Here is a 23834-nt window from a genome sequence, read left to right as displayed (position 1 = left end):
GCCCAGCCCGACCCCACCGCGACCCCCGGCCCCCGGCTGGCGCTCAGGGGTGCCTCAGGGCTGTTGAGACACCCCCAGCAACCAGCCGACAATCCCGCGCCGCGCCGCGAACCGCGTGCCCCACTCAGCCCGGCGCTGCCGACCGCGTGCACCGCTCAACTCCGGACCGCGGCGCGACTCGCGGCCCCCGGCTGGCGCTCAGGGGTGCCTCGAGGCCCCGGAGGGACCCCTGGCAGCCAGCCGGTAGGACCGCAACGCGGACTGCGGTCGGCCCCGACCGCAACGCGGGCTGCGGTCAGCCCCGGGATCGCCTCCGCCACACGAACGCGGCCGCGCCCAGGATCAGGCCCGTCCCGGCCAGCAGGACCAGCAGGATCGGGGCCAGCGCCGGCTTGTCCTCCTCCGCCGACTCCGCGACCGGCGCGGCGGCCGGAACCGACGCCCCCGCGGGAGCCGGTGTGCCCGCCGACTGCTCTGCCGGAACCGGAGCGCCCGACGACGGATCCGCCGAAGGCGGCGACGCCGCGCCCGCCGCCGGGAGCGGATACCGCATCAGTTCCGGCTTCGACCCCTCCGAAACGGTCAGCAGCGCCGTCCCGTCCACCGTGTACGCCACCGCTTCCCCCTGCGGCTCGTCCGGCAGCGGGATCTGCCGCGGCGTCCCCGTGGTGATCGCCTTCAGGACGTCCCCGCCGGGCACGTCGTATTCGAAAGCGTCCGCATAGGTCCGCAGCACCACCCGCGTCCCGTCCGCGCTGCTGGCCGCCCCGGTGATCACCAAACGGCCGGGGAACGAGTACGGGTTGCTCGTCGTGGTGATCGGCACCGACACGTCCCCGGCCCGCTTCAGCGGCGTGGTCCCCTTGGCCCGCAGCGCACCGTCCGGCACGTACGCCCCCGCGACCCCGGCCGTCTTCGTCACCACGATCGGCGTCCCGTCCGCCGTGATCAGCAGCGCTTCCGCATTGTGCGGCCCGTCCGGGTACGACAGCCGGTGCAGACTCGGCTCCGACGCGCCGGGAGCCAGCTTCCACAGCGCGATGGTGTCCCGGCTCTCGCCGTTGTCCCCGATGTCGCCGACCCAGAGCGTCCCGTCCCGCCCGAGCTGCATGTCCTCGGTGTCCCGGGGCCGCGACGGGAACGACACGGTCCGCTCCACCGAGCAGTCCTTGCCCAGGTAGAAGATCTTCCGGTGCGACGCCTTGTCCGCCCCGTCGTTCACCACCACATACCCGTCAGCGGTCGTGACCAGCCCGGACAGCTCGTCCGTCCGCTTGTCGTCGATCTTGCAGACGGGGCCGGCCGCCACCGCGGCGGCGAGCAGGGGAGCGAAGAGCATGGCCCCATTCGACCATGCTCCCGCTACCGCGTGCCGCTGCCGTCAGGTCCGCGCCTCGAGGGCGGCCAGCAAGCTGTCCAACTGGCCGCGGCTCCGCGCGGTCGACAGGTGGTCGAAGTAGTCGCGGGACTCCACGATCTTCCCGTCCCGCACCCGCAGCACGAAGATCGCCGGCTGGACGAACGCCACCCCGGTCCCGGTGTCGACTCCCCGGTACTCGAACTCCGCGACGATGACCTCCGGGTCGGTCGTCTCGTGAATCCGGATTCGCTCCGCGGTTCGCTGCAGGCGCCGGCTCTCGTCCGTCGGCGTGAAGTGTTCCCGCAGTTCATCGCGGCTCTCGATGGCGGGTGGCCGCAACGGATGGAACGGGTGCACCACGTGGGTCCGCTCCGCATACAGGTCCGCCAGCTCCGGCCCGCGTCCCTCCGCGACGCCGGTCACCAGCGCGAGAAAAACCTCCCGCGGCGTCACGCCACGCTGAATTCGTTGCCGTCGGGATCGGTCATCAAAAGCCGCCCGGCCTGACTCGGATCCGGGCCGACGATCGTCGCGCCCAGCCCGATCAGCCGATCAATCTCGGTCTGCCGATCCTCACCCTCGGCCGCGACGAGGTCGAGGCGCAGCCGGTCCCGGCCGTTCCTCGGCGTGTACGGCGGTCCACCCCAGGAGATCTTCGGACCGCCCTGCGGCGACTGGATCGCGGTCTCCTCGTCCTGGTCCCAGACCAGCGGCCAGCCCAGCGCGGCACTCCAGAAATGCCCGACCTCCGGCGTCCCGTCGCAGGACAGCGTCCCGATGACACCGCAGCCGGCGGTGAAGTTGTTCCCCGGTTCGATCACGCAGAACTCGTTGCCATCCGGGTCGGCGAGCACGATGTGCCCCTCTTCCGGCAACTGCCCGACGTCAATGTGCCGCCCGCCGAGCCCTACCGCCCGATCCGCAGTAGCCTGCTGATCCGCCAGAGACGTGCTGGTCAGATCGAAGTGCAGCCGGTTCTGCGTCACCTTCGGCACCTGACTGTCCACGAACCGGATCCGGAACCCCCCGTCCTCGGCGCGCGGCAGAACCGAATCGGCATTCACTTCCCGGCCGAGCACCCCAGCCCAGAACTGAGCGAGTTTCGCGGGGTCACTGGCATCGATACAGATCGCAAAAAGCTCCACCCCGCGCACCCTAGGCCGATCGCCCACTCCCCGCAGCCGAAATTCCTCCGCATCCACGAAGCCCTATGCGGTGACCAGCAGCGACCTACCACGCATCCGATCACTTCTCGACGCAACCATGTCCCGGGGCCATACCTTCGAGGGAATTGCCGGGTGTCGCCGCCGCCGGTGACCATCATCGCCGTGGACATCGGTGTACTTCTTCCGACCGGCAAGGCCCAGTGGGGCGCCGACGACGACCCGCGTGACCTGATCGCCTTCGGCCGCGAGGCCGAAAGCCTCGGCTTCTCCTCGCTCTTCGTCAACGACTCCCTGATCAGCCCCCGCATCGAAGCCCTGACCATGCTGGCCGCGCTGGCTGCGACCACCACGACCGCGACGCTGGGCACCGGCGCACTGCTCCCGTTCCTCCGCCGCCCGTTGCAGGCGGCACAGTCGCTCGCCTCGATCGACCTGCTCTCCGGCGGCCGGTTGACCGTGGCAGTCGGCGCCGGTTTCCCCGGCCGTTTCGGCCGCCCGTTCTACACCCTGTCCGACGTCCCATGGCCGAACCGCTTCGCCCGCCTGGACGAAACCATCACCCTGTGGCGCGCCCTGTGGTCCGGCGCCACCACCTTCCACGGCACGTTCTTCCAGTACGACCACATCCCAACGGCGACCCGCCCGTTCCACGACGGCGGCCCACCCATCTGGCTCGGCGGCGCCACCCCCACCGCACTGACCCGCACCGGCCGCCTGTACGACGGATGGCTCCCCTACCCACCCGACCCAGCCGACTATGCCTCCGGCCTACTCCAGATCCACCAGGCCGCAACCAACTCCGGCCGCCCCACCAACGCCATCACCCCTGCCCTTTTCGTCACCGTGCACATCGACGAAGACGAAAACCGCAGCCTCAAAGCAATGGAAACCTACGCAACCGCCACCTACGGCCTCAGCCTCAACGAACTGAAAACCACCCAGGCCGTCATCACCGGCTCCCCGGACCGAGTCCGCACAGCCATCAACCGCTACATCAACGCCGGCACCCGCCACATCATCGTCCGCCTCGCAGCCCTAGACCTACATTCCCAACACCACCAATTGCAACAACTAGCAACCCTCATCCCCAAGTGGAAAAACGCTGCCGAAACACCACAGCGACCGCTATCGCAGCAATAGGCGAAACCACGGCCCACCCATCCACCGCCGAAAGACCAGCGGCGAGGAAGCAGCGCCCGACAGCGCAGCCGCGAGGAAATCTGCGGCCGGTAGACCAGCTTGGTCCTCACGGCCGTCTCGACCGCCTGGAGACAGCCCCCAGCACCAGCCGACGAACCCGAAAGGCGCGCCAAGGACCGAAACCAAGGGGTGGCCTCGCGCCGCCCCACGGGCGGGACGCGGCTCGTAGCCTACGGACGCGCGCTTCCCCATTCGTACCAAATAGGGTTTAGAGGGGTTTAGTGCACAGCACGTCAGGCATCGGTAGATACCCGACGGACTGCCAGAACCGCAGCCCGGCCGCGTTGTCCGGCATGACCAGCAGGTTGATCCGTGGACAGTCCAGCGCGCGGAGGCGCGACTCCAGCTCGCGCACGAGGGCGCCGGCGATGCCCTGGCGGCGGTGCGCGGGGTCGACCGCGAGGCGCAGGATCCACCCGCGCCGGCCGTCGAAGGTGCCCATCACCACGCCCGTGACCCGATCGCCGGCGAGCGAGACCAGGAACAACTCCGGGTCGCGGGTCAGTTTGCGGACGAGTTCCGCCCGCGGGACCACCTCGCGCGCGGCCGCCGCCCACACCTCGGCGACCGCGTCGTAGTCCGGCCAGCGGAACGAACGGATCTTCACTTCTTCAGGGCCGTGGCGAGCAGCTGCACCAGGTGCACGCCGGTCACGTCGGCCAGGTCGTCGGCCTGGGTGCGGCAGGAGAAGCCGTCGGCGAGGAAGACGTCGCCGTCCTCGGCCTTGTCCAATGCGGGCAGCAACTGCTGCTCGGCGACCTTCACCGACACCTCGTAGTGTCCGCGTTCGACCCCGAAGTTCCCGGCCAGCCCGCAGCAGCCGCCGAGGCGTTTCACCGTGGCGCCGGCGTTCTTCAGCAGCTTGGCGTCGGCCTCCCAGCCCATCACCGCGTGGTGGTGACAGTGCGGCTGGGCGATCACCCGCACGCCCTCGAGCGACGGCGGCGTCCAGTCCGGGGTGGCGGCGAGCAGCTCAGCGACGGTCTTGGTGGCTGCGGCGACCTCCCGGGCCGCCTCGTTGTCCACCAATTCGACCGCGTCACTGCGGAGCACCCCGGTGCACGACGGCTCCAGGCCGACGATCGGGATGCCCTTCTTGACCGCTTGGTGCAGCTCGTGCACGGTGGCGCCGAGGATCCGCCGGGCGGCGTCCAGCTGACCGGTGGAGATCCAGGTCAGCCCGCAGCACGCCTTGCGGCTGGTCACCTGCGGCGCGTAGCCGGCGTCGGTCAGCAGCTCGACCGCGGCCTGCGCGATCTCCGGCGCGAAATGGTCCGTGAAACTGTCCACGAACAGGATCACCGGTTTACCGGTTCTGATCGGCGTGAACGACGATCGGAAAGTGCGCTCGGCGAACGTCGGGATCGACCGCCGCGAGTCCACCCCGGCGGCGAACAGCGCCAGCCCGCGGATCCCCGGCAGGCTGGTCATCAGGTTCGCGAAGCGCGGCATCTTCGACGCCAGCCGGGACCAGCGCGGCAGCCACCCGAGCGAGTAGTGCGAACGCGGCCGGGTCCGACCCTGGTAGCTCTGGTGCAGAACCTCGGACTTGTAGGCCGCCATGTCGATACCGGTCGGACAGTCCGACGCGCACCCCTTGCACGACAAACAAAGATCAAGAGCATCGTGTACGGCATCCGAGCGCCAATCCGGAGCCAGATCCCCGTCCAACATCTCCTGCAGCACCCGAGCACGCCCCCGGGTGGAGTCCTTCTCGTCCTTGGTGGCCAGGAACGACGGGCACATCACCCCGCCGAGCACCGTCGTGTCCACCCGGCACTTCCCGACACCGGTGCACCGGTGCACGGCCTGGTTGAAGTCCCCGCCGTCGTGGTGATAGGCAAGCGCCAGCGGCACCGTCACCTTGCGCGCCTGCGACACCCGGATGTTCGCGTCCACCGGATCCGGGTCGACCAGGTTGCCCGGGTTGAGCAGGTTCGACGGGTCGAACGTGTGCTTGATCTGCCGGAACAGGTTCATCGCGTCCGGCGAGTACATCCGGCTCAGCAGCTCGGACCGGGCCCGCCCGTCGCCGTGCTCCCCGGAGAGCGACCCGCCGTAGCTGACCACCAGATCGGCCGCGTCCTCGAGGAACGCCCGGAACTTGCCCGGCCCGCCCGGCTTGTCCAGGGGGAAGTCCAGGCGCACGTGCACACACCCGTCGCCGAGGTGCCCGTACGGCATCGCGCTCAACCCGTGCCGCTCGGTCAGCTTGTCGAAGTCCCGCAGGTACGCCCCGATCCGCGCGGGCGGCACCGCGGCGTCCTCCCACCCGGCGTGCGCGGGCAGCCCGGACGGCGCGCGCCCGGCCAGCCCGGCCCCGTCCTCGCGGATCTTCCACAGCGGTGCGGCCTTCGCCGGGTCCTCGACGACGAGCGAGTCGAGCGCCTGACCGGCAGCGATCAGCCGTTCCACCCGGTCACGGACCTCGTCCGGGTCCTCACCGGCGATCTCGATCATCAGCCAGGCGGTGCCGCCGGGCAGCGGCGGGACGGCGTCCGGCCCGCGCCGGCTGCGCACCACGTCACAGATCCGGTGGTCGAGGCCCTCGCACGCGGTAGGCGTGAACTCCAGGATGGCCGGGATGACGTCGCCGGCCGTACCGAAATCGGGGTAACCGAGCACGACCAGGGTGCGGTACGTGGGGTCGGCGACCAGCTTCACCGTCGCCTCGGTGATCACCGCGAGGGTGCCCTCGCTGCCGACCAGGAACTCGGTCAGGTTGAAGCCGTTCTCCGGCAGCAGGTGCTCGACGGCGTACCCGGAGACCTGCCGGCCGAACGTGGCGAACTCGGTGCGCCCGGTGGCCAGGTTCGCGCCGATCACGCTGCGCAGCTCGTCGACGATCTTCTCGGCGCCGGTCAGCGGGTTCGTCACCAGCTGCTCGCCGTCGATGGTGAACGCGGTCAGCCCGGCGACGTTGTCCGAGGTCCGTCCGTACCCGAGGGTTCGTGACCCGCACGAGTTGTTGCCGATCATCCCGCCGATCGTGCAGCGGGTATGCGTCGACGGGTCCGGGCCGAACCGCAGCCCGTGCGGTTTCGCCGCGGCCTGCAGCACCGACTGCACCGTGCCGGCCTGCACCCGCGCGGTCCGGGTCGCCGGGTCCACCTCGAGCACCTGGTTCATGTGCCGGCTGAAGTCCAGGATCACGCCGGGGCCGATCGCGTTGCCGGCCACCGACGTGCCCGCGCCCCGCGCGGTGATCGGGATCCCGAGCTCCCGGCAGACCCGCAGCGTCGCCGCCACGTCGTCGTCGTGCCGCGGCCGCACGATCGCCTGCGGCACCACCCGGTAGAGGGACGCGTCGCTCGAATACGCCGATCGGTGTGCCGCATCGGTCAGCACGTCGGGAATACCCGCGGCGGCCAGGGCGGAGACGAGGGAGGTGGAGATCGCAGCGGTTGTCACGTTTGTCCAGGGCAATCTGTCGGCGGGCAGTGCCAGCACCCTACCGACATGCCCGACGTGGGCGACGGCGCCTTCCCGCAGCTCGGGACACGCTCAGATGGCCTTGCCGGGGTTGAGGATGCCGAGCGGATCGAAGACCGCCTTGATCTGCCGTTGCAGGTCGTGGGCGAGCGGGCCGATCTCCTTCGCCAGCCAGGCCCGCTTCAGCACGCCCACCCCGTGCTCGCCGGTGACCGTCCCGCCGAGCTCCAGCGCCAGCGCGAAGATCTCGTCGGCCGCGCGGGTCGCGGCGTCCGGGATCGGCTCGCCGTGAGCGCCGGCCACGATGATCGGGTGCAGGTTGCCGTCGCCGGCGTGCGCGAGCGTGCAGATCGGCACGTCGTGCCGCGCGGCGATCACCCCGATCCGGCGGACCGCCTCGGCCAGCCGGGACCGCGGCACCGCGATGTCCTCGATCAGCGGCCGGCCGAGCTTCTCGATCGACGGCAGGGCCTGGCGCCGGGCCTTGAGCAACTCGGCCGGGTCACCGGCCGACTGCACCAGCGTCGCGCCCTTGGCCAGCACCTCGGCGGCGTGCGCGGCCTCGTCCGGCCCGCCGTCGGTCTGCACGATCAGCAGCGCCGAGCCGGTGGCCCGCAGTCCGGGATCGATCGCGTCCAGGGTGGCCTGGTCGAGCAGTTCGGCGAGCACCGGCTGGATCCGGGCCTCGGCCAGGGCCACCGACGCGGCCGCGGCCGTCTCGACGTCCGGGTAGTAGGCCGCGATCGTGGCGGTCGGCTCGGGCAGCGGGCGCAGCCGCAGGGTCGCGCCGACGATCACGCCGAGGGTGCCTTCCGAGCCGACGAACAGGCCGGTCAGGTCGTATCCGGCGACGCCCTTGAGGGTGGCCCGGCCGGTGCTGATCCGTTCCCCGCCGGCCAGCACCACGTCCAGGCCGAGCACCGCGTCGCGGGTCACGCCGTACTTCGCGCAGCGCAGCCCGCCCGCGTTCGTGGCGATGTTGCCGCCGATCGTGGACAGTTCCAGGCTGGCCGGGTCCGGCGCGTACCGCAGCCCGTGCGCGGCCGCGGCCCGGTCCAGGTTCGCGGTGATCACGCCGGGTTCGACCACGGCGACACCGTCGGCCGGCCGCACGTCCAGGATCCGGTTCAACCCGGAAAGATCAAGAACCAGGACTCCGTCGCCCGCGGCAGTCGCTCCGGTCAAGGCCGTCCCGGCGCCACGAGCAACAATTTTTGTACGGGTCTCCTGCGCGCCTTTCAGCACCGCCTGCACGTCAGCGACCGTGCGCGGGAAGACCACGGCGGCAGGGGAGCCGTCGGGTTCCCACCCGGAGCGGTCCAGCCGCTTCTCCGCGAGCACCTGCGGATCGGTGCTCCACTGGACGCCGGTCTGGTCGAGCCACGCCACGGTCACGGCTGTGCACCGGTGGCCAGCGGGCGGCTCGGATCCGACGACCACGCCGACCACGAGCCGGGGTAGAGGGCGGCGTCGATCCCGGCCACCGCGAGCGCGGCGATCTGGTGCGCGGCGGTGACACCCGAGCCGCAGTACACGCCGACCGGCCCGCGCACGTCGGCGAACCGGTCCCGCAGCTCCCCGGTGCTCTTGAAGTACGGCACCCCGGCCCGCAGGTTCTCGCCGGTCGGTTTGCTGACCGCGCCGGGGATGTGCCCGGCGCGCGGGTCGATCGGCTCGACCTCGCCCCGGTAGCGCTCACCGGCGCGGGCGTCCAGCAGCGTACCGGTGGCCGGCAGCGCGGCCGCCTCGTCCGCGGTCAGCACCGGCAGGTGCCCGCCGTTCAGGGTGATGTCCCCGGCCGGGCGGGTCCGGGCCTCCCCGGTCGCCTCCGCGTAACCGGCTTCCCGCCAGGCCGCGAGCCCGCCGTCGAGGATCCGTACGTCGGGCACGCCGGCCCAGCGCAGCAGCCACCAGGCCCGGGCGGCCGCGAGCCCGCCGCTGTTGTCGTAGACCACGACCGTGCTGTCCCGGCTGATGCCCCAGCGGCGGGCGGCCGACTGCAACTTCTGCGCGGTGGGCAGCGGGTGCCGCCCGGCGCCCGGCGCGTGCGCTCCGGCCAGCTCGGTGTCCAGGTCGACGTAGACGGCGCCGGGCAGGTGCCCGGCCCGGTAGTGCTCGGCGCCGTGCGGATCACCGAGCGCCCACCGTACGTCGAGCAGGACCGGCGGGGCGGGCTCGGCGGCCCGGCGGTAGATCTCCTGCGCGGTGACCAGCACGGTGTCCCGCGTCGTGTCGTCGGTGGCCGTTCCATAGCGGACCGTGAGCGACTGCAAGCCGGGGGAGAGCGGCGACAGGTCCGCGGCCTGCTCCGGCTGGAGCGGCCGTTTCTTCAGCGCGGGCAGCGTCGCGGCCAGGTCGGTGTCGTCGAGCGAGCCGGCCGGCGTGGTCTCGGTGATCGCCCGGTGGATGCGCGCCTGCACCGCCGCGGCGGCCGGGGTCGGTACCCCGTGCAGGCGGCCCAGCAGCACGATCTCGCCGTCCAGGAAGTCGGTCTCCGGGACGGTCGAGCGGGTCAGGCTCTGCCGGGTCGAGTTGCCGACCCGCGGGTGGGTGGCGATCTCGGCGACTCCGAAGCCGGTGTGGTCGGGGACGGCCGGGACGATCCCGGCGGCCGCGTAGACGGCTGTCGCCTCGGCGCGCAGCGCGGCCACCGCGGCGTCGCGCAGCTCGCTCGGCGGGTAGAGCGCGTCGAGGGAGTTGACCAGGTTGCCGAGCAGCTTGGCGGCCTTGTGCGCGGTCACGTCCGCGACCAGGTGCACGGTGAAACCGCCCTGGCGCAGCCCGCCGGCCACCCGCTCGGCGACCGGGTCGGTGCCGGGGGCGGCCGGGTAGCGGCCCAGGAACAGCACGGCCGGGACCGGGTCGGCGTGGTTGACCACCTCGCCCGGGACCACGAACGTCGCCGGGATCCAGACCACGCCGCCGATCACGTGCGCGAACGAGCGCAGCGCGGTCCGCTCGTTGTCCAGGCCGTTCTGCAGGGTGACCAGGGGCAGGTCGGTGGCCGCCACCCCGGTGCGGCCGTCGGCGCGTTTGACCGGGCGCCACGCCCAGTCGCGGACCGCCGCGGCGGTGTCCGGCGACTTGGTGGCCAGCACGAGCACGTCGTTCTCCGCGAGTTCCACCTCGTCGGGCCCGGCCACCACGGGCAGGCGCAGCTGGTGGGCGCCGTCCGGTCGTACGTACGTGAGGCCCTTGTCGCGCAGGGCGGTGAGCTGGGCACCTCGCGCGACCAGGAGGGTGTCGACTCCGGCGCGGTGCAGCTCGGCGGCGATCGACGCGCCCACCGCGCCCGCGCCGATGACCACATAGCGAGAGGAGTGGCCGATGTCACCGATAGGTTCAGTAGGAATTGGAGCCGAAGTCATGCAGGTCAGCATGGCTGTCGTGAGTGGCGCCTGTCCAACACTGATTTCCGATCGGAATCAAACGCGGTTGCTTATCGATGCGCTGCTAGCGTCCGCGGCATGGGTCAGATCCTGGATATCGTCGCGCTGCGCAGCCTGGTCGCGGTGGCCGACTGCGGCGGTTTTCACCGCGCCGCGGCGACCCTGCGGATCAGTCAGTCCGCGGTGAGTCAGCACGTGCGGCGGCTGGAGAAGGTGCTCGGCCGGGCCGCGGTCGAGCGGCAGGGCCGGGCCGCGGTCTTCACCACCGAGGGGCAGGCGCTGCTGGGTGAGGCCCGGCGGATCCTCACCGCGCACGACGAGGCGCTGCGCCGGCTGATCGGCCCGGGCCGGCCCAGCATCACGGTCGGCGCCACCGAGCACGCCGCCGACCTGATCCTGCCCGCCGTCACCGCGGCGCTGCCCGGCCACCAGGTGCGGTTCCGGATCGACCGGACCCGGCGCCTGGACGCTGCCGTCGACCGCGGCACCCTGGACCTGGCCGTGCACCTGGCCGAGGCGTCCTCGGTGGACGGCATTCCGGTCGGCGCGCTGTCGCTGACCTGGTACGCGGCGGCCGGCTGGCAGGCGCCGCCCGGCCCGGCGGTCCCGCTGGTCGCCATCGAGGAGCCGTGCGTGCTGCGCCGCCGGGCGGTGGCGGCCCTGTCCGCGAACGGCCGCGACCCGTATGTGGTCTGCGACAGCGGCTATGTCGCCGGCGTCTTCGACGCGGTCCGCGCGGGCCTCGGCGTCGCGCTGATGGCAACGGCCGCCACGACGCCGGAGGGCCTGGCCGAGCAGCCCCACCTGCCGGCCGTGGCCCCCGCCGCGATCAGCCTCCGGGTGCGAGCCGGCGCCGACCCGGCTCTCACGCAGGCGGTCCAGGCCGGCCTCCGCGCGGTCCTCACCCCGGCGTAACGGCCCCCGGCTGGCCCGCGGGGGTGCCTCGGCGCCGCCGAGACACCCCTGGCGGCCAGCCGTCGCCGCGCGCGCGGCCGCGGCTGGTGCTGGCGGCTGCCTCGCGGGGCTTGAGGGGACCGTGGGCGCCAGCCGTCGCTGCGCGCTGGCGGGGGATCGATAAGCGGGGGTGATCGCAGCGATCGCGGATCGTCGTTGGACAGCGGAAACAAAAGCCTACTAGATTGGTGGGCGTTATAGAGTTTGACTGACGAAGACACAGAAGGTCGCGCCGATGACTCTCGCCTCCGAGGACACCGTTCTCACCTGGACCGAGCCCGACCCGATCCCGCTGCGCGGGACCCTGATCCTGCTGCCCGGACGCGGCGAGTCCGCTCAGGTCTACGAGCGTTTCGGCCGCCGGCTCGCCGCCGACGCCTACCGGGTCCACGCGATCACGGCACCGACCGACGACGAGGCCCGCAGCCGCGAGCAGCTCGAGGCGCTGCTCACCGGCGCCGACCCGGAGAAGCCGCGGATCGTGGCCGGATCCGACGCCGGCGCCGCGTACGCCGCAAGTCTTGCCGCCACCGGCCGGCTGCCTCGCGCCTCCGCGCTGATCCTGGCCGGCCTGCCGGCCTCCCCGCGGGCCGCGGCGCACCGTGACTGGGCCGGCGAGCTGGACGCCCGCTCCTCCTGTCCCACCCACCGTGGCCGGATCACCGAGGCCGGGGTCCGGGCCGGCGAGCTCTTCACCGACCTGCCCGCCGCGTGGTTCGCCCCGGAACTGCCCGGTGAGATCACCGTCCCGGTCCTGGGACTGCACGGCCAGGCCGACCCGATCAGCCCTCTCGACAGCGTGCGCGGCTGGTACGCCGCCGTTCCCCGCGCCGACCTGGTGAGCATCGCCGGCGCACCGCACGACGTGCTCAACGACCAGACCCACCGCACTGCCGCCGCCGCGATCGTCCTGTTCCTGGAACGTCTGCGCGCCGGCGCGGCGCTCGCCCGCACCGAGAGGACCTACTCATGAGCACCCCTTCCTTCGACGACAACAGCGCTCTGCCGGAGACCGCGGTTCCCGAGGCCGAGTTCATCAGCCTCACCCACCTGAACCCGTCGACCGAGCTGAACCCGGTGCCCTCGCGCGGCATCGACCTCGGCTTCTTCCGCACGTATGTCGAGACGCTGGAGACCGCGGGCTACGACTACACGCTGTTGCCCTACGGCTCGAGCAGCGCCGACTCGTTCGTCACGGCCGCCGCGGTCGGCACGCTCACCGAGCGGATCAAGCCGATCGTCGCGCTGCGGCCGAACACCACCCCGCCGACGATCGGCGCGCAGAAACTGGCCACCCTGGACCAGCTCACCCAGGGCCGCGCCGTGGTCCACCTGATCTCCGGCGGCAACGACGCCGAGCAGGCCCGCCAGGGCGACTACCTGCCCAAGGCGAAGCGGTACGCCCGCACCTCGGAGTACGTCGACGTGCTGCGCCGCTCGTGGACCGAACCGGCCGCGTTCAGCCACGACGGCGAGTTCTACAAGTTCGACGAGTTCGGGCCGGGTTTCGCGCCGTACGCCGGCTCGATCCCGATCTCGATCGGCGGTCAGTCCGACGAGGCGTTCGCGATCGGCGGGGCGAAGGCGGACATCTTCAGCTTCTGGGGTGAGCCGCTCGACGACCTGCGCGCCGAGATCGACCGGGTGCACGGCATCGCCCGCGACGCCGGCCGGACCACGCTGCCCCGGATCTGGGTGACGTTCCGCCCGATCACCGCGAAGACCGACGAGCTGGCCTGGGCCAAGGCCCACGAGTACGTCGACAGGATCGCCGCGAACTTCAGCAAGGTACGTCCACTGCTCGGCAAGGGCGCCCCGCAGAACGTCGGCTCCCAGCGCGCCCTGAACTTCGCCGACAAGTCCGAGCTCTACGACCGCGCCCTGTGGACCCGCACCGCCGCGGTCACCAACGCGGCCGGCGCCTCGACCGCCCTGGTCGGCTCGCCGGAGACGGTCGCCGCCGCGATCCTCGACTACATCGACCGCGGCGCCTCACTGGTCTCCATCCGCGGCTACGACACCCTGGCCGACGCCGCCGACTACGGCCGGCACGTCCTCCCGCTGGTCCGCCAGGAGCTCGCGCACCGCAAGGCGACCGGCCGCCGGGGCCCGCTGCAGTCGCAGCACCTGGGCAACTACGGTGCCGAGTACGGCAAGTACGCCACGGCCGGGCAGCCATGACGTTCGCCGCGCCGAAGCTCGACGAGCTGCCGGAAGTCACCGCCGAGATCGCCGCGCACGCCGCCGAGTTCGACCGCACCGGCGACCTGCCCTGGCCGGGTCTGGAGATCGCGCACCGGGCCGGCCTGCTCACCGCCACCGTCGGGACCCGCTTCGGCGGGCCCGGCCTCGGCCACCGCGACACCGCGCGGATCCTCACCGCGCTCGGCGAGGGTGACGCCTCGGTCGCCCTGCTCGCCGCGAACAACCTCGGCACCCACGCGGCGCAGGCCGTGCACCCGAGCTGGCCGGCCGCCGCCTACGACGACCTGCTGCGCCGCTCGGAGAAGGGCCCGGCGCTGGCCAACGCGGTCCGCGCCGAACCCGAACTGGGCGCACCGGCGCGCGGTGGCCTGCCGAAGACCGCGCTCACCCGTGACGGCGACGGCTGGCTGCTCAACGGCCGCAAGGCGTACGCCACCGGCGGCACCGGCCTGGCCTACCACGTGGTCTGGGCGGTCACCGACGACGACCGGGTCGGACACGCGATCGTGGCCGGCGACAGCGACGGGATCACCTGGGTCGACACCTGGGACCACATCGGGCTGCGCGCCTCGAACACCCACGACGTGATCTACGAGAACGTCCGGTTGCCGCTGGACGCGTTCGTCGAGATCCCGCGCGGCGCGGACGGCGTCTACCGCGACCCGGCCGCCGCCACCGGCCCGGGCAGTTTCGGTCACCCGGCCCTCTACATCGGTGTGGCCCGGGCCGCCCGCAGCGCGTTCGCCGAATACGCCCGCCACCGGGTGCCGGCCGCACTGGGCCGCCCGATCGCCGAGACCGAGCGGATCCAATCCGTCGCCGGTGAGATCGACCTGCAGGTCGTGCAGGCCGAGACGCTGCTGCACGGCGCGCTGCTGCGCCTGGAGGTCGGCGACCCCGGCCTCCTCCCCGAACTGTCCGCGATCAAGGTGGCCATCGCCCGCTCGGTGATCGCCGCGACCCAGACCGCGGTGGCCGCGCTCGGCAACCCCGGACTCTCCCGTCACCACCCCCTGGAACGCCACCTGCGCGACGCCCTCTGCATCCGGGTCCACCCTCCCCAGGAGGACGCCGTGCTGCTCGCGAGCGGACGTCGCGTACTGAAAAAGGAATCTGAAAAATGAAGAGATATGTAGCCGTCGCCGCCGCTGCGGGCCTGCTCGCCCTGAGCGGCTGCGGCGACAACGCCGCGTCCTCCGCGGAGGCGCAGAAGACCCTCAAGGTGTCGTTCTGGCCGGACAACCCGACGTTCTCCTGCATCGACCCGTTCCAGGTCTACTGGATCGAGAGCCGGTCGATCATCCGGAACTTCGCCGACTCGCTGACCGACCAGGACCCGGCCACCGGCAAGATCGTGCCCTGGCTGGCGACCAGCTGGGAGATCAGCAAGGACGGCCTGACCTACACGTTCAAGCTGCGCGACGGCGTCACGTTCGCCAACGGCAAGAAACTTGACGCGCAGGCGGTCGCCGACAACGTCAAGGGCTGGATCGAGACGGTCAAGGCGACCAACGGCGCGGCCTACGGCGCCTCCTACATCCAGGGCCTGACCGGCGCCACGGTCGTCGACCCGCTGACGGTCGAGCTGGACCTGAGCAAGCCGAACTCGTCGTTCCTGCAGGCCACCTCGACCACCAACCTGGCGATCACCGACCCGGCCGAGTTCGCGCTCACCCCGGCCGACCGGTGCACCGGCAAGGGCGTGGTCGGTTCCGGCCTGTTCGCCCTGGACCACTACACCGCCAAGGTCGAGACGGTCCTGACCAAGCGGGCCGGATACGCCTGGGGCTCGGCGCTCTCCACCAACACCGGCGAGGCCAAGCTCGACAAGGTGCTGTTCAACTACGTCGCCGAGGACAGCGTCCGCACCGGCAACCTGGTCAGCGGCGCGACCGACGTGGCGTGGCCGCGCAACCCGTTCTCGCCGCAGGACGAAACGCTGATCACCAAGTCCGGTGACAAGGTGGAGAAGCGAGCGTTGCCCGGCGTCGCCTACAACCTGTACGGCAACACCACGGCCGGTCACCCGCTCGCCGACCCGCTGATCCGGCAGGCGCTGAACAAGGCGATCGACCGCAAGACGTACGCCACCACGATCTTCGGGGCGGACTACCCGACCGTCGAGGGGCCGTTCGAGACGACCACGCCGTACTTCACGTCGCTGGCCGCCAAACTCGCCTACGACCCCGAGGGCGCCAAGAAGATCCTCGACCAGGCCGGCTGGGTTCCCGGCGCGGACGGCATCCGGGCCAAGGCCGGCAAGCAGCTGACCATCGACTACCCGATCACGGTCGGCGCGGCCGGGCCGGAGTTGCTGCAGGCGCAGCTCAAGCAGGTCGGCATCGACCTCAAGCTGCGCACCCTGACCACCGCGCAGCAGGTGACCTACCTCAAAGAGGGCTCCTACGACCTGACCAGCACGTACTTCACCCGGGCCGACCCGGGCGCGCTGCAGTTCATCCTGAACCCGGAGGTGGCCAACTCCAAGGCCCTGGCCACCAACGCCACCACCCCGGACGTCACCAAGAAGGTCCAGGACCTGTTCGCCAAGGCGCTGCAGACCACCGACGAGAAGCAGACCGAGCAGGCGTACGCCGAGCTGCAGGACTACCTGGTCGACCAGAGCGTCACCATCCCGCTGTTCGAGCGGGTGCAGAAGGCCGGCGTCAGCAGCAAGGTGCACGGCTTCGCGTTCACCTCGGAGAGCTTCCTCAAGCTCAACGACGTCACGAAGGACTGACCTGAGGTGCGCCCCGCCACCGTCGGCGGGGCGCACCCGGGCACGACGAAAGGCAAGAGATGACCCGGTACGTCGTGGGTCGCATCGTCCAGGCGGCAGTCGTCCTCTGGGCGGCGTTCACGCTCACCTTCGCGATCCTGTACCTGCTGCCCAGCAACCCGATGCAGCTGCAGCTGGCCGCCGCCGGCATCGAACAGGACAGTCTCACCCCGGACCAGTTCGCCGCGATGCAGCACAAGTTCGGCCTGGACCAGTCGATCGGGGAGCAGTACTGGCAGCACCTGTCCGGGGTGCTGCACGGCGACTTCGGTGACTCGCTCAGCCAGCAGGTGCCGGTGCTCGACCTGATCGGGCAGCGGATCGGCTCGACCCTGCTGCTCAGCGTCTCCGCCGCGGTGGTGTCGCTGCTCGCCGGGTCGACACTGGCCTACCTGGCCACCTTCGTGCGCTGGAACCCGCTGCGGCTGGTGCTCACCCGGCTGCCCGCGCTGGGCGCGTCGTTCCCGCAGTTCTTCATCGCGCTGTTCCTGATCCAGTTCCTGTCGTTCCAGCTCGGCTGGTTCCCGGCGACCGGCACCGAGGGCGTGGCCTCGCTGGTCATGCCGGTGGCCACGATCGCGGTGGTGACCTCGTCGGTGCTCGCCCAGGTGCTGATCAAGAGTTTCGACGAGACGTTGTCCCAGGCGTACATCATCACTGCCAGGGCAAAGGGCCTTTCCCGTACGGCGGTGCACCTGCGGCACGCGTTCCGCAACGCGGCGCTACCCGCGATGACCATCCTCGGCGTGATCGTCGGCCTGACCGTGACCAGCTCGATCGTGGTCGAGACGGTGTTCACCCGGGAAGGTGTCGGCAAGCTCGCCCAGGAGGCGGTGCTGAGCCAGGACGTGCCGGTGGTGCTCGCCGTGGTGACCCTGGCCGCGACGGTGTTCGTCACCGTCAACCTGGTCGTCGACCTGCTCTACCCGCTGCTCGATCCGCGGATCTCACACGTCCGCGCCAAGGTCACTGCCCCGGAGGTGGTTGCGGTATGACCGCCGTGCTGACCGAAACCGATCCGATCCTCACACCGGCCGAGGAGACCCGCACCCGGCACGGTGGCCGGCTCGGGACCCTGGCCCGCAAGCCCGGGTTCCTGCTCGCCTCGCTCTACGTGCTGTTCGTGATCTCGGTGGCGTTCCGCCCCGGCCTGTTCACCTCGCAGGACCCGTACGGCACCCACCCCGAGTCGTCGATGCAGCCGCCGAGCGCGGCGCACCTGTTCGGCACCGACGTCTACGGCCGCGACCTGTGGAGCCGGGTGCTGCACGGCTCCCCGCTGACCATCAAGGCCACCCTGATCGCGCTGGCCATCGCCCTGATCGCCGGGCTCGGCCTGGGCATCGTGTCGGGCTTCTTCGGCGGGCTCACCGACGGGTTCCTGATGCGGGTGATCGACGTGCTGCTGGCCATTCCCGGCCTGCTGCTCGCGCTGTCCATCGTGACCGCGCTGGGTTACGGCACCATCCCGGTCGCGGTGGCGGTCGGCGTCGGCATCGTGCCGGGCTTCGCCCGGACCACGAGGGCCGAGGTGCTCAGGGTCAAAACTCTTCCGTACGTGGAGGCCGCACGCGCCGGGGGCGCCAGCTGGGGCCGGGTCCTGCTGCGGCACATCCTGCCGAACTCCTGGGGCCCGGTCGCGGTGCTCGCCGTCCTGGACGCCGGCGTGGCGATCATCGCGATCGCGTCGCTGAGCTTCCTCGGTTTCGGCGCCGCCCCGCCGGCCGCCGAGTGGGGCACGCTGATCGCCGACGGCCGCAACTACCTGGTCACCTCGTGGTGGCTGAGCCTGCTGCCAGGCGTCTTCGTGGCCCTGCTGGTGCTGAGCCTCAACCACATCGCCAAGACCTTCCAGGAGCCTTCCCGATGAGCCTCGTCGAGATCACCGGGTTGGACGTGGGCTACGTCCGGCACCGGCACATCCAGCCGGCGGTGACCGGATTGGATCTGACCGTCGGCGAGGCCGAGGTGGTCGCGATCGTGGGCGAGTCCGGCTCCGGCAAGACCAGCACGGCGAACGCGCTGATCGGGCTGCTGCCCGCGAACGGCCGGATCACCGGTGGCTCGATCCTGGTCGACGGCGTGCAGACCGCCCAGGCCGGCGAGCGTGTGCTGCGCAGGTTGCGCGGCTCGACGGTCGGGCTGATCCCGCAGGACCCGATGGTCGGGCTGAACCCGACCAAGCGGATCGGCGACCAGATCGCCGAGGCGGTCACGCTGCGCGGGATCAGCGGGCCGGCCGCGCGGGCCGAGGCGCTCGAGTTCCTCACCCAGGCCGGTGTCCCCGACCCCGAGTTGCGGGTGCGGCAGTACCCGCACGAGCTCTCCGGTGGCCTGCGCCAGCGCGTACTGATCGCCATCGCCCTGGCCGGACGCCCGAAACTGATCATCGCGGACGAGCCGACCAGCGCGCTCGACGTGACGGTGCAGAAACGCATCCTGGACCACCTCGGCGGCCTGGTCCGCGAGCAGGGCATCTCCCTGCTGATCATCACGCACGACCTGGCCGTCGCGGCCGATCGCGCCGACCGGGTGGTGGTGATGCGGCACGGGCGCAAGGTCGACGAGGGTGATCCGGTTACCATCCTCGACGCTCCGCGTGAGGGCTACACCAGGCAGTTGATCACCGCGGCTCCGCGTCTGGCGCACGGCGGTCAGCTGGTCGCCCATTTTGATGTACGCCATGAGCCCACGCCCGAGCCGATTCTCACCCTGACCGGGGTGGGCAAGACGTTCCCGGTCGCCGACCCGCGCCGGGGCAAGCGTGGCTTCAACGCCCTCGAGGACGTGTCGGTGACCGTGCCGCGCGGGCGTACCCACGCGCTGGTCGGCGAGTCCGGCTGCGGGAAGACCACCACGCTGCGCATCGCGCTCGGCCTGGAGTCGGCGACCAGCGGCTCGATCGTGCTGGACGGCACCGAGATCTCCGGGCTGTCGTGGAACCGGATGCGCCCGCTGCGCCGCAAGGCCCAGCTCGTGCACCAGGACCCGTTCGCCACCCTGGACCCGAAGTTCACCGTCCGGCAGTCGGTCACCGAACCGCTGGTGTCGTTCCGGATCGGCGACCGGCGCAGCCGCGAGGCCCGCGCCCGGGAGTTGCTCGACCAGGTCGCGCTGCCCGCCTCCTACCTGGACCGTTTGCCCGCCGAACTGTCCGGCGGGCAGCGCCAGCGGGTCGCGATCGCCCGGGCCCTGGCCCTGGAGCCGGAGCTGCTGATGCTCGACGAGCCGGTCTCCGCGCTGGACGTGCTGGTGCAGGAGCAGATCCTGCGGTTGCTCGCCGACCTGCAGGACCAGCTCGGGCTGTCGTACCTGTTCGTCTCGCACGACCTGGCCGTGGTCGCGCAGATCTCGCACACCGTCTCGGTGATGAGCGCGGGCAAGGTGGTCGAGGAGGGGCCGGCCGCGGAGGTCTTCGCGAATCCGCGCAGCGCGTACACCCGCGAGCTGATCGACGCCATCCCGGGCCGCCGTGTCGTCACCCGCTGAGCCCTTATCCTTGGAGAACCGCGCACCTGATCTCAGCCGTCGCTCCGCGCTCGCCGCGCAGTTCGCCGGGGCGCGGGCCAATCCCGGTGCGGCGCTGGTCGCCACGGTGACCGGGCTGATCAACGGGTCGACGATGGTGGTCGGCGCGTCCGCGATCGCGTGGGCCACCGACCACCTGGTGATCCCGGCGCTCACCGGCGGGCACGTGCCGGCCAGTGCCTGGTGGCTCAGCGCGCTGTTCATCATGGGCGTCTCGGCGACCCGCTGGGGCACCATCTTCATCCGCGGCGTCAGCACCGGCCGGGTCCAGTACCGGGCCCAGGCCGAGACTCGCCGCGCGGTCGTCCGCCGCTACCTGGACCTGCACCCGGACTGGCACCGGGACCGCTCACCCGGCCGGCTGCTCGCGCACGCGGCCGGCGACGTGGACGCGCTGTGGTCACCGATGCAGTTCGCGTACTTCGCGGTCGGCATGGTGTTCATGCTGCTGCTCGCGCTGACCGAGCTGTTCCACCGGGCGCTGGTGCTCGGCCTGGTCGGACTGGTGCTGATCAGCCTGGTGCTCGGGCTCAACGTGACCTATCAACGGTTGCTCGCCCCGCGGGCCCGGGACGCGCAGGCCGCCCGCGGCGTGGTCAGCGGCGTCGCCCACGAGTCGATCGAGGGCGGGCCGGTGGTGCGCAGCCTGGGACTCGTCGACGAGGAGGACGCGCGGATCACGCCCGGGGTGGAGCGGCTGCGCACCGCGGATCTGCGGATGGCGGCGGTCAGCTCGTTCTTCGACCCGGTGCTGGAGTTGCTGCCGACCGCGGCCGTGCTGGTCGTGCTGGCGTTCGGGGCGCCCCGGGTGCAGCAGGGCAGCCTCAGCGTGGGTGACCTGGTCGGCGTGGTCTACCTGCTGATCACGATCGCCATTCCGCTGAATGTGATCAGCAGGTTCCTGTCGATGCTGCCGATGTCGTCGGCCGGGCTGGAACGGGTGCAGGACGTGGTCGGGAGTGCTCAGGTCGTACCGAAGGGGCACCTGGACCTCGGCGGACCTGGACCGATGCGGGTCGAACTGCGCGGTGCCGGCGTGCGCCGGCAATCCCGGCGGCTGCTCGCGGACCTCGACCTGGTGCTCGAACCCGGCACGATCACGGTCGTGGTGGGCGCGGTCGGGTCCGGCAAGACCACGCTGCTCGACCTGGCCGCCGGGCTGACCCACGCGGACACCGGCGAGGTGCTGCTGGACGGCCTCGACGCACGCGAGCTGACCCGGGACGCGGTGCCGGCGCAGGTGGCGACGGTGGCGCAGAGTCCGTTTCTGTTCGCCGAGTCGATCCGGGACAACCTGGAACTGGCCGGGCATCCGCGCCATCGGCGGCCCTACACCGACGACGAGGTGTGGCGGGCGCTGCGGCTGGCGGCGGCCGATGAGATCGTTCGCGGCCTGCCGGACGGGCTGGACACCGTGGTCGGGGAGCGCGGGGCGACGTTGTCGGGTGGGCAGCGGCAGCGGATCTGCGTGGCGCGGGCGTTGCTGCGGGAGCCGCGGCTGCTGGTGCTCGACGACGCGACGTCGGCGCTGGATCCGCGGGTGGAGCGGCAGGTGCTCGAGGCGTTGACCGAGGTGGTGGCGGCGGGCGGGCCGACCGTGCTGATCAGCACGAACCGGCCGGCCTCGGTGGCCGTGGCGGACCGGGTGGTGGTGTTGCGGGCCGGGCGGATCGTGGCGTCCGGGAGCCCGTCATCGCTGGCCGGGGACGCGGAGTATCGGCGGATCGTGCACGCCTATCAGCAGGAGTCCGGTGTTGCCGCGGACCTGGCTCCCGGGGGCGCTCCGAGTCTTGCTTCCGGCGGTGCTTCCGGCGTTGTTGCGGATCATGCTTCCGGCAGTGCGGATGATCTTGTGGAGGGGGAGCGCAGCGGTGTCCACTGAGCTGCTTGCTGAGCTGCGGGGGATCGGGCCGCGGCGGCTGGTCGCCACCGCGGTGCGGGTCTCGCCGCAGCTGCGGCAGGGGCTCGCGGTGACCCTGCTGCTCGCGTTGCTGGCCGGCGCCGGGCGGATCATCGCGCCGCTGACCGTTCAGCACGTGATCGATTCCGGTCTGGACCCGGACACGGTCGGCCCGTCCATCGCGGTCGGCTCCGCGGCGATCCTGCTCGCCGGCGGCTCCTCGCTGCTGCTGAACCGGCGGCTGCAGAGCCGGGTCGAGTCGGCGCTGGCCGGGCTGCGCCGCGCCGGGCTGCGCCGGGTGCACGACATGGCCGCGTCGACCGCCGACCGGGTGCCGAGCGCCGACCTGGTCACCCGGCTGACCAGCGACCTGGACCAGGTGACCACGTTCCTGCAGGGCGGCGGCATCCAGTTCCTGACCAACACCGCGCAGCTGCTGATCGCCACCGGCATCCTGCTGGTCTACGGCTGGCAGCTCGCCGTGCCGGTCCTGCTGATCACGGTGCTGCTGCTCGCCGCGATGACCCGCACCCAGCGGCTGATCGCCCGACGCTTCGACCGGGCCCGCCGGGACGTGTCGGCCATGCAGAGCGCGGTCGCCGAATCGGTGCTGGGCGGCCCGCTGATCCGGGCCACCGGCACCCAGGCCCGGACCCGCGCCAGGCTGGACGTCGCGGTGGACCGCTCGCGGGACAGCCTGATCGGCACGCTGAACCCGCTGCACGCCAACGCGTCGATGGGCGAGCTGGCGATCTCCACGATGACCGTGACGGTGCTGCTCGGCGGGGTGTGGTTCGCGCTGGCCGGCTCGCCCGCCACGCCGCGGCTCAGCCCGGGGGAGGTGGTCGCGATGGTGTTCCTGGTGACGTTCTTCGTCCGGCCGCTGCAGTTCGTGGTGCAGAGCCTGGGTGAGGCGCAGAACGCGCTGACCGGGTGGCGGCGCGCCCTGGAACTGGTGACCACGCCGTCCGCGCTGCTGCCGGACGGTGTCGCGCTGCCGGCCGGGCCGGTCGGCGTGGTGCTGACCGGGGTCTCGGCCCGGTACGCGGGCGGGCCGCCGGTGCTGCGCGACGTCTCGGTACGGATCGAACCGGGCGAGCACGTGGCGGTGGTCGGCCGGACCGGGTCGGGCAAGTCGACGTTCGCGAAGCTGCTGACCCGGCGTCTCGGTGCCGAGGCCGGCCGGATCGAGCTGTCCGGGGTGCCCGTCGAACGGCTCGGTGACCTGGCCGGGCGGGTGGTGATCGTTCCACAGGACCCGTTCCTGTTCGACGGGACGATCGCGCACAACGTGCTGCTGGGGCGAGCTTCGTCGTCCCGGGCGGACGTGTCGCGGATCCTGCGACGGCTGGGTCTGCAGGAGTGGCTGGCGACGCTTCCGGAGGGGCTGGACACTGCGGTGGGCGTACGAGGAGAAGGTCTTTCGATCGGTGAGCGTCAGCTCGTGGCCCTGGCCCGGACCGCCCTCGCCGACCCGGACCTGGTCATCTTCGACGAGGCGACGTCGGGCATCGACCCGGCGACGGACGCGGCGGTGCAGCGGGCGCTGACGTCACTGACCGAGGGGCGCACCACGATCTCGATCGCGCACCGGATGCCGACCGCGGCCTCCGCCGACCGGGTGCTGGTCTTCGCGGACGGCGAGCTGGTGCAATCCGGCTCGCACGACGTGCTGGTGGCGGAGCCGGGACCATATGCGGCCCTGGTCACCGCGTGGACCCAGCGGGCGTCGTGACGCCGGCCGCTGGAAGACTCCGGCGGCGTGGGGAACTCGTCGGTCTATCGCATTCACACCGGTGACGATGTTCAGGAGGCGCTGCGGATGGCGCGGCGTCTCCTGGGCCTGCGGTCGGTGGGGTGCTGCCCGCAGCACGTCTCCGCGACGGCGCGGACCGGGAGCCGGGCGGCGCTGGATCGCTAT

Annotated in this window: 18 protein-coding genes and 1 pseudogene; 11 read left to right on the top strand and 8 right to left on the bottom strand. The window is 71.7% G+C overall.

Annotated elements, in window-relative coordinates; translation table 11 throughout:
- Window positions 1-295: 295 nt before the first annotated feature.
- The 3 genes from ADL15_RS48035 to ADL15_RS48025 are packed head-to-tail and all read right to left on the bottom strand — an operon-like array spanning window position 296 to window position 2514.
- Window positions 296-1339: a hypothetical protein gene (locus ADL15_RS48035; RefSeq protein WP_067707247.1), complete on the bottom strand. Its 1044-nt coding sequence runs from the start codon at window positions 1337-1339 to the stop codon at window positions 296-298.
- Between the two features lie 42 nt (window positions 1340-1381).
- Entirely contained in the window at window positions 1382-1783 is a 402-nt protein-coding gene (locus ADL15_RS48030; protein ID WP_232345068.1) for a nuclear transport factor 2 family protein, read from the bottom strand.
- Between the two features lie 26 nt (window positions 1784-1809).
- Window positions 1810-2514 carry a VOC family protein gene (locus tag ADL15_RS48025; protein ID WP_232345066.1) on the bottom strand — a complete coding sequence of 235 codons (705 nt, stop codon included), beginning with the start codon at window positions 2512-2514 and terminating at the stop codon, window positions 1810-1812.
- Window positions 2515-2673: 159 nt separating this feature from the next.
- Between ADL15_RS48025 and ADL15_RS48020 the strand changes: the two genes are divergently transcribed.
- Complete coding sequence (locus ADL15_RS48020) at window positions 2674-3666, top strand: LLM class flavin-dependent oxidoreductase (protein ID WP_198171334.1); 993 nt, start codon at window positions 2674-2676, stop codon at window positions 3664-3666.
- A 268-nt stretch (window positions 3667-3934) separates the two neighbouring features.
- Here ADL15_RS48020 and ADL15_RS48015 read toward each other — a convergent pair whose 3' ends face one another.
- The 5 genes and pseudogenes from ADL15_RS48015 to ADL15_RS57305 all read right to left on the bottom strand — a co-directional run.
- On the bottom strand, window positions 3935-4333 hold the full coding sequence (locus ADL15_RS48015) for a GNAT family N-acetyltransferase (RefSeq protein WP_067707243.1): 399 nt from the start codon (window positions 4331-4333) through the stop codon (window positions 3935-3937).
- Window positions 4330-7137 (bottom strand): FAD-binding and (Fe-S)-binding domain-containing protein, encoded by a 2808-nt coding sequence (locus ADL15_RS48010; RefSeq protein WP_067707240.1) that lies wholly within the window; start codon window positions 7135-7137, stop codon window positions 4330-4332. The genes ADL15_RS48015 and ADL15_RS48010 overlap by 4 nt, the downstream gene beginning before the upstream one ends.
- Before the next feature lie 93 nt (window positions 7138-7230).
- Entirely contained in the window at window positions 7231-8553 is a 1323-nt protein-coding gene (locus ADL15_RS48005; RefSeq protein ID WP_198171333.1) for an FAD-binding oxidoreductase, read from the bottom strand.
- On the bottom strand, window positions 8550-9431 hold the full coding sequence (locus ADL15_RS57310) for a sulfurtransferase (protein WP_394327003.1): 882 nt from the start codon (window positions 9429-9431) through the stop codon (window positions 8550-8552). Before ADL15_RS57310 ends, ADL15_RS48005 begins: the two co-directional genes overlap by 4 nt.
- A gap of 141 nt (window positions 9432-9572) precedes the next feature.
- Window positions 9573-10526: pseudogene (locus ADL15_RS57305) on the bottom strand (ketopantoate reductase family protein); the annotation flags it as partial.
- A 99-nt stretch (window positions 10527-10625) separates the two neighbouring features.
- Between ADL15_RS57305 and ADL15_RS47995 the strand changes: the two are divergent.
- The 10 genes from ADL15_RS47995 to ADL15_RS47950 all read left to right on the top strand — a co-directional run bounded on the left by ADL15_RS47995 (window position 10626) and on the right by ADL15_RS47950 (window position 23648).
- Window positions 10626-11462: a LysR family transcriptional regulator gene (locus tag ADL15_RS47995; RefSeq protein ID WP_067707237.1), complete on the top strand. Its 837-nt coding sequence runs from the start codon at window positions 10626-10628 to the stop codon at window positions 11460-11462.
- Between the two features lie 274 nt (window positions 11463-11736).
- Entirely contained in the window at window positions 11737-12474 is a 738-nt protein-coding gene (locus ADL15_RS47990; protein ID WP_067707234.1) for an alpha/beta hydrolase, read from the top strand.
- Window positions 12471-13682: an LLM class flavin-dependent oxidoreductase gene (locus ADL15_RS47985; RefSeq protein WP_067707231.1), complete on the top strand. Its 1212-nt coding sequence runs from the start codon at window positions 12471-12473 to the stop codon at window positions 13680-13682. The genes ADL15_RS47990 and ADL15_RS47985 overlap by 4 nt, the downstream gene beginning before the upstream one ends.
- Window positions 13679-14830 carry an acyl-CoA dehydrogenase family protein gene (locus ADL15_RS47980; protein WP_067707229.1) on the top strand — a complete coding sequence of 384 codons (1152 nt, stop codon included), beginning with the start codon at window positions 13679-13681 and terminating at the stop codon, window positions 14828-14830. The genes ADL15_RS47985 and ADL15_RS47980 overlap by 4 nt, the downstream gene beginning before the upstream one ends.
- The gene (locus tag ADL15_RS47975; RefSeq protein WP_067707226.1) at window positions 14827-16446 is read left to right on the top strand and encodes an ABC transporter substrate-binding protein; all 1620 of its coding nucleotides are present in this window, start codon (window positions 14827-14829) and stop codon (window positions 16444-16446) included. Before ADL15_RS47980 ends, ADL15_RS47975 begins: the two co-directional genes overlap by 4 nt.
- A gap of 59 nt (window positions 16447-16505) precedes the next feature.
- Window positions 16506-17480 (top strand): ABC transporter permease, encoded by a 975-nt coding sequence (locus ADL15_RS47970; protein ID WP_067707224.1) that lies wholly within the window; start codon window positions 16506-16508, stop codon window positions 17478-17480.
- A complete protein-coding gene (locus ADL15_RS47965; RefSeq protein WP_083972618.1) occupies window positions 17477-18355 on the top strand; it encodes an ABC transporter permease in 879 nt (292 codons plus the stop codon). The genes ADL15_RS47970 and ADL15_RS47965 overlap by 4 nt, the downstream gene beginning before the upstream one ends.
- The gene (locus ADL15_RS47960; RefSeq protein WP_067707221.1) at window positions 18352-19974 is read left to right on the top strand and encodes a dipeptide ABC transporter ATP-binding protein; all 1623 of its coding nucleotides are present in this window, start codon (window positions 18352-18354) and stop codon (window positions 19972-19974) included. Before ADL15_RS47965 ends, ADL15_RS47960 begins: the two co-directional genes overlap by 4 nt.
- 10 nt (window positions 19975-19984) lie before the next feature.
- A complete protein-coding gene (locus tag ADL15_RS47955; RefSeq protein WP_083972617.1) occupies window positions 19985-21895 on the top strand; it encodes an ABC transporter ATP-binding protein in 1911 nt (636 codons plus the stop codon).
- Window positions 21885-23648: an ABC transporter ATP-binding protein gene (locus tag ADL15_RS47950; protein ID WP_198171331.1), complete on the top strand. Its 1764-nt coding sequence runs from the start codon at window positions 21885-21887 to the stop codon at window positions 23646-23648. Before ADL15_RS47955 ends, ADL15_RS47950 begins: the two co-directional genes overlap by 11 nt.
- Window positions 23649-23834 lie beyond the last annotated feature (186 nt).

The sequence above is a fragment of the Actinoplanes awajinensis subsp. mycoplanecinus genome, from assembly GCF_001509495.1.
In the GTDB taxonomy this organism is placed as follows: Bacteria; Actinomycetota; Actinomycetes; order Mycobacteriales; family Micromonosporaceae; genus Actinoplanes; species Actinoplanes palleronii.
The sequence above is the reverse complement of the archived record's forward strand: the minus strand, read 5'-3'. Positions and strand labels throughout refer to the sequence as shown.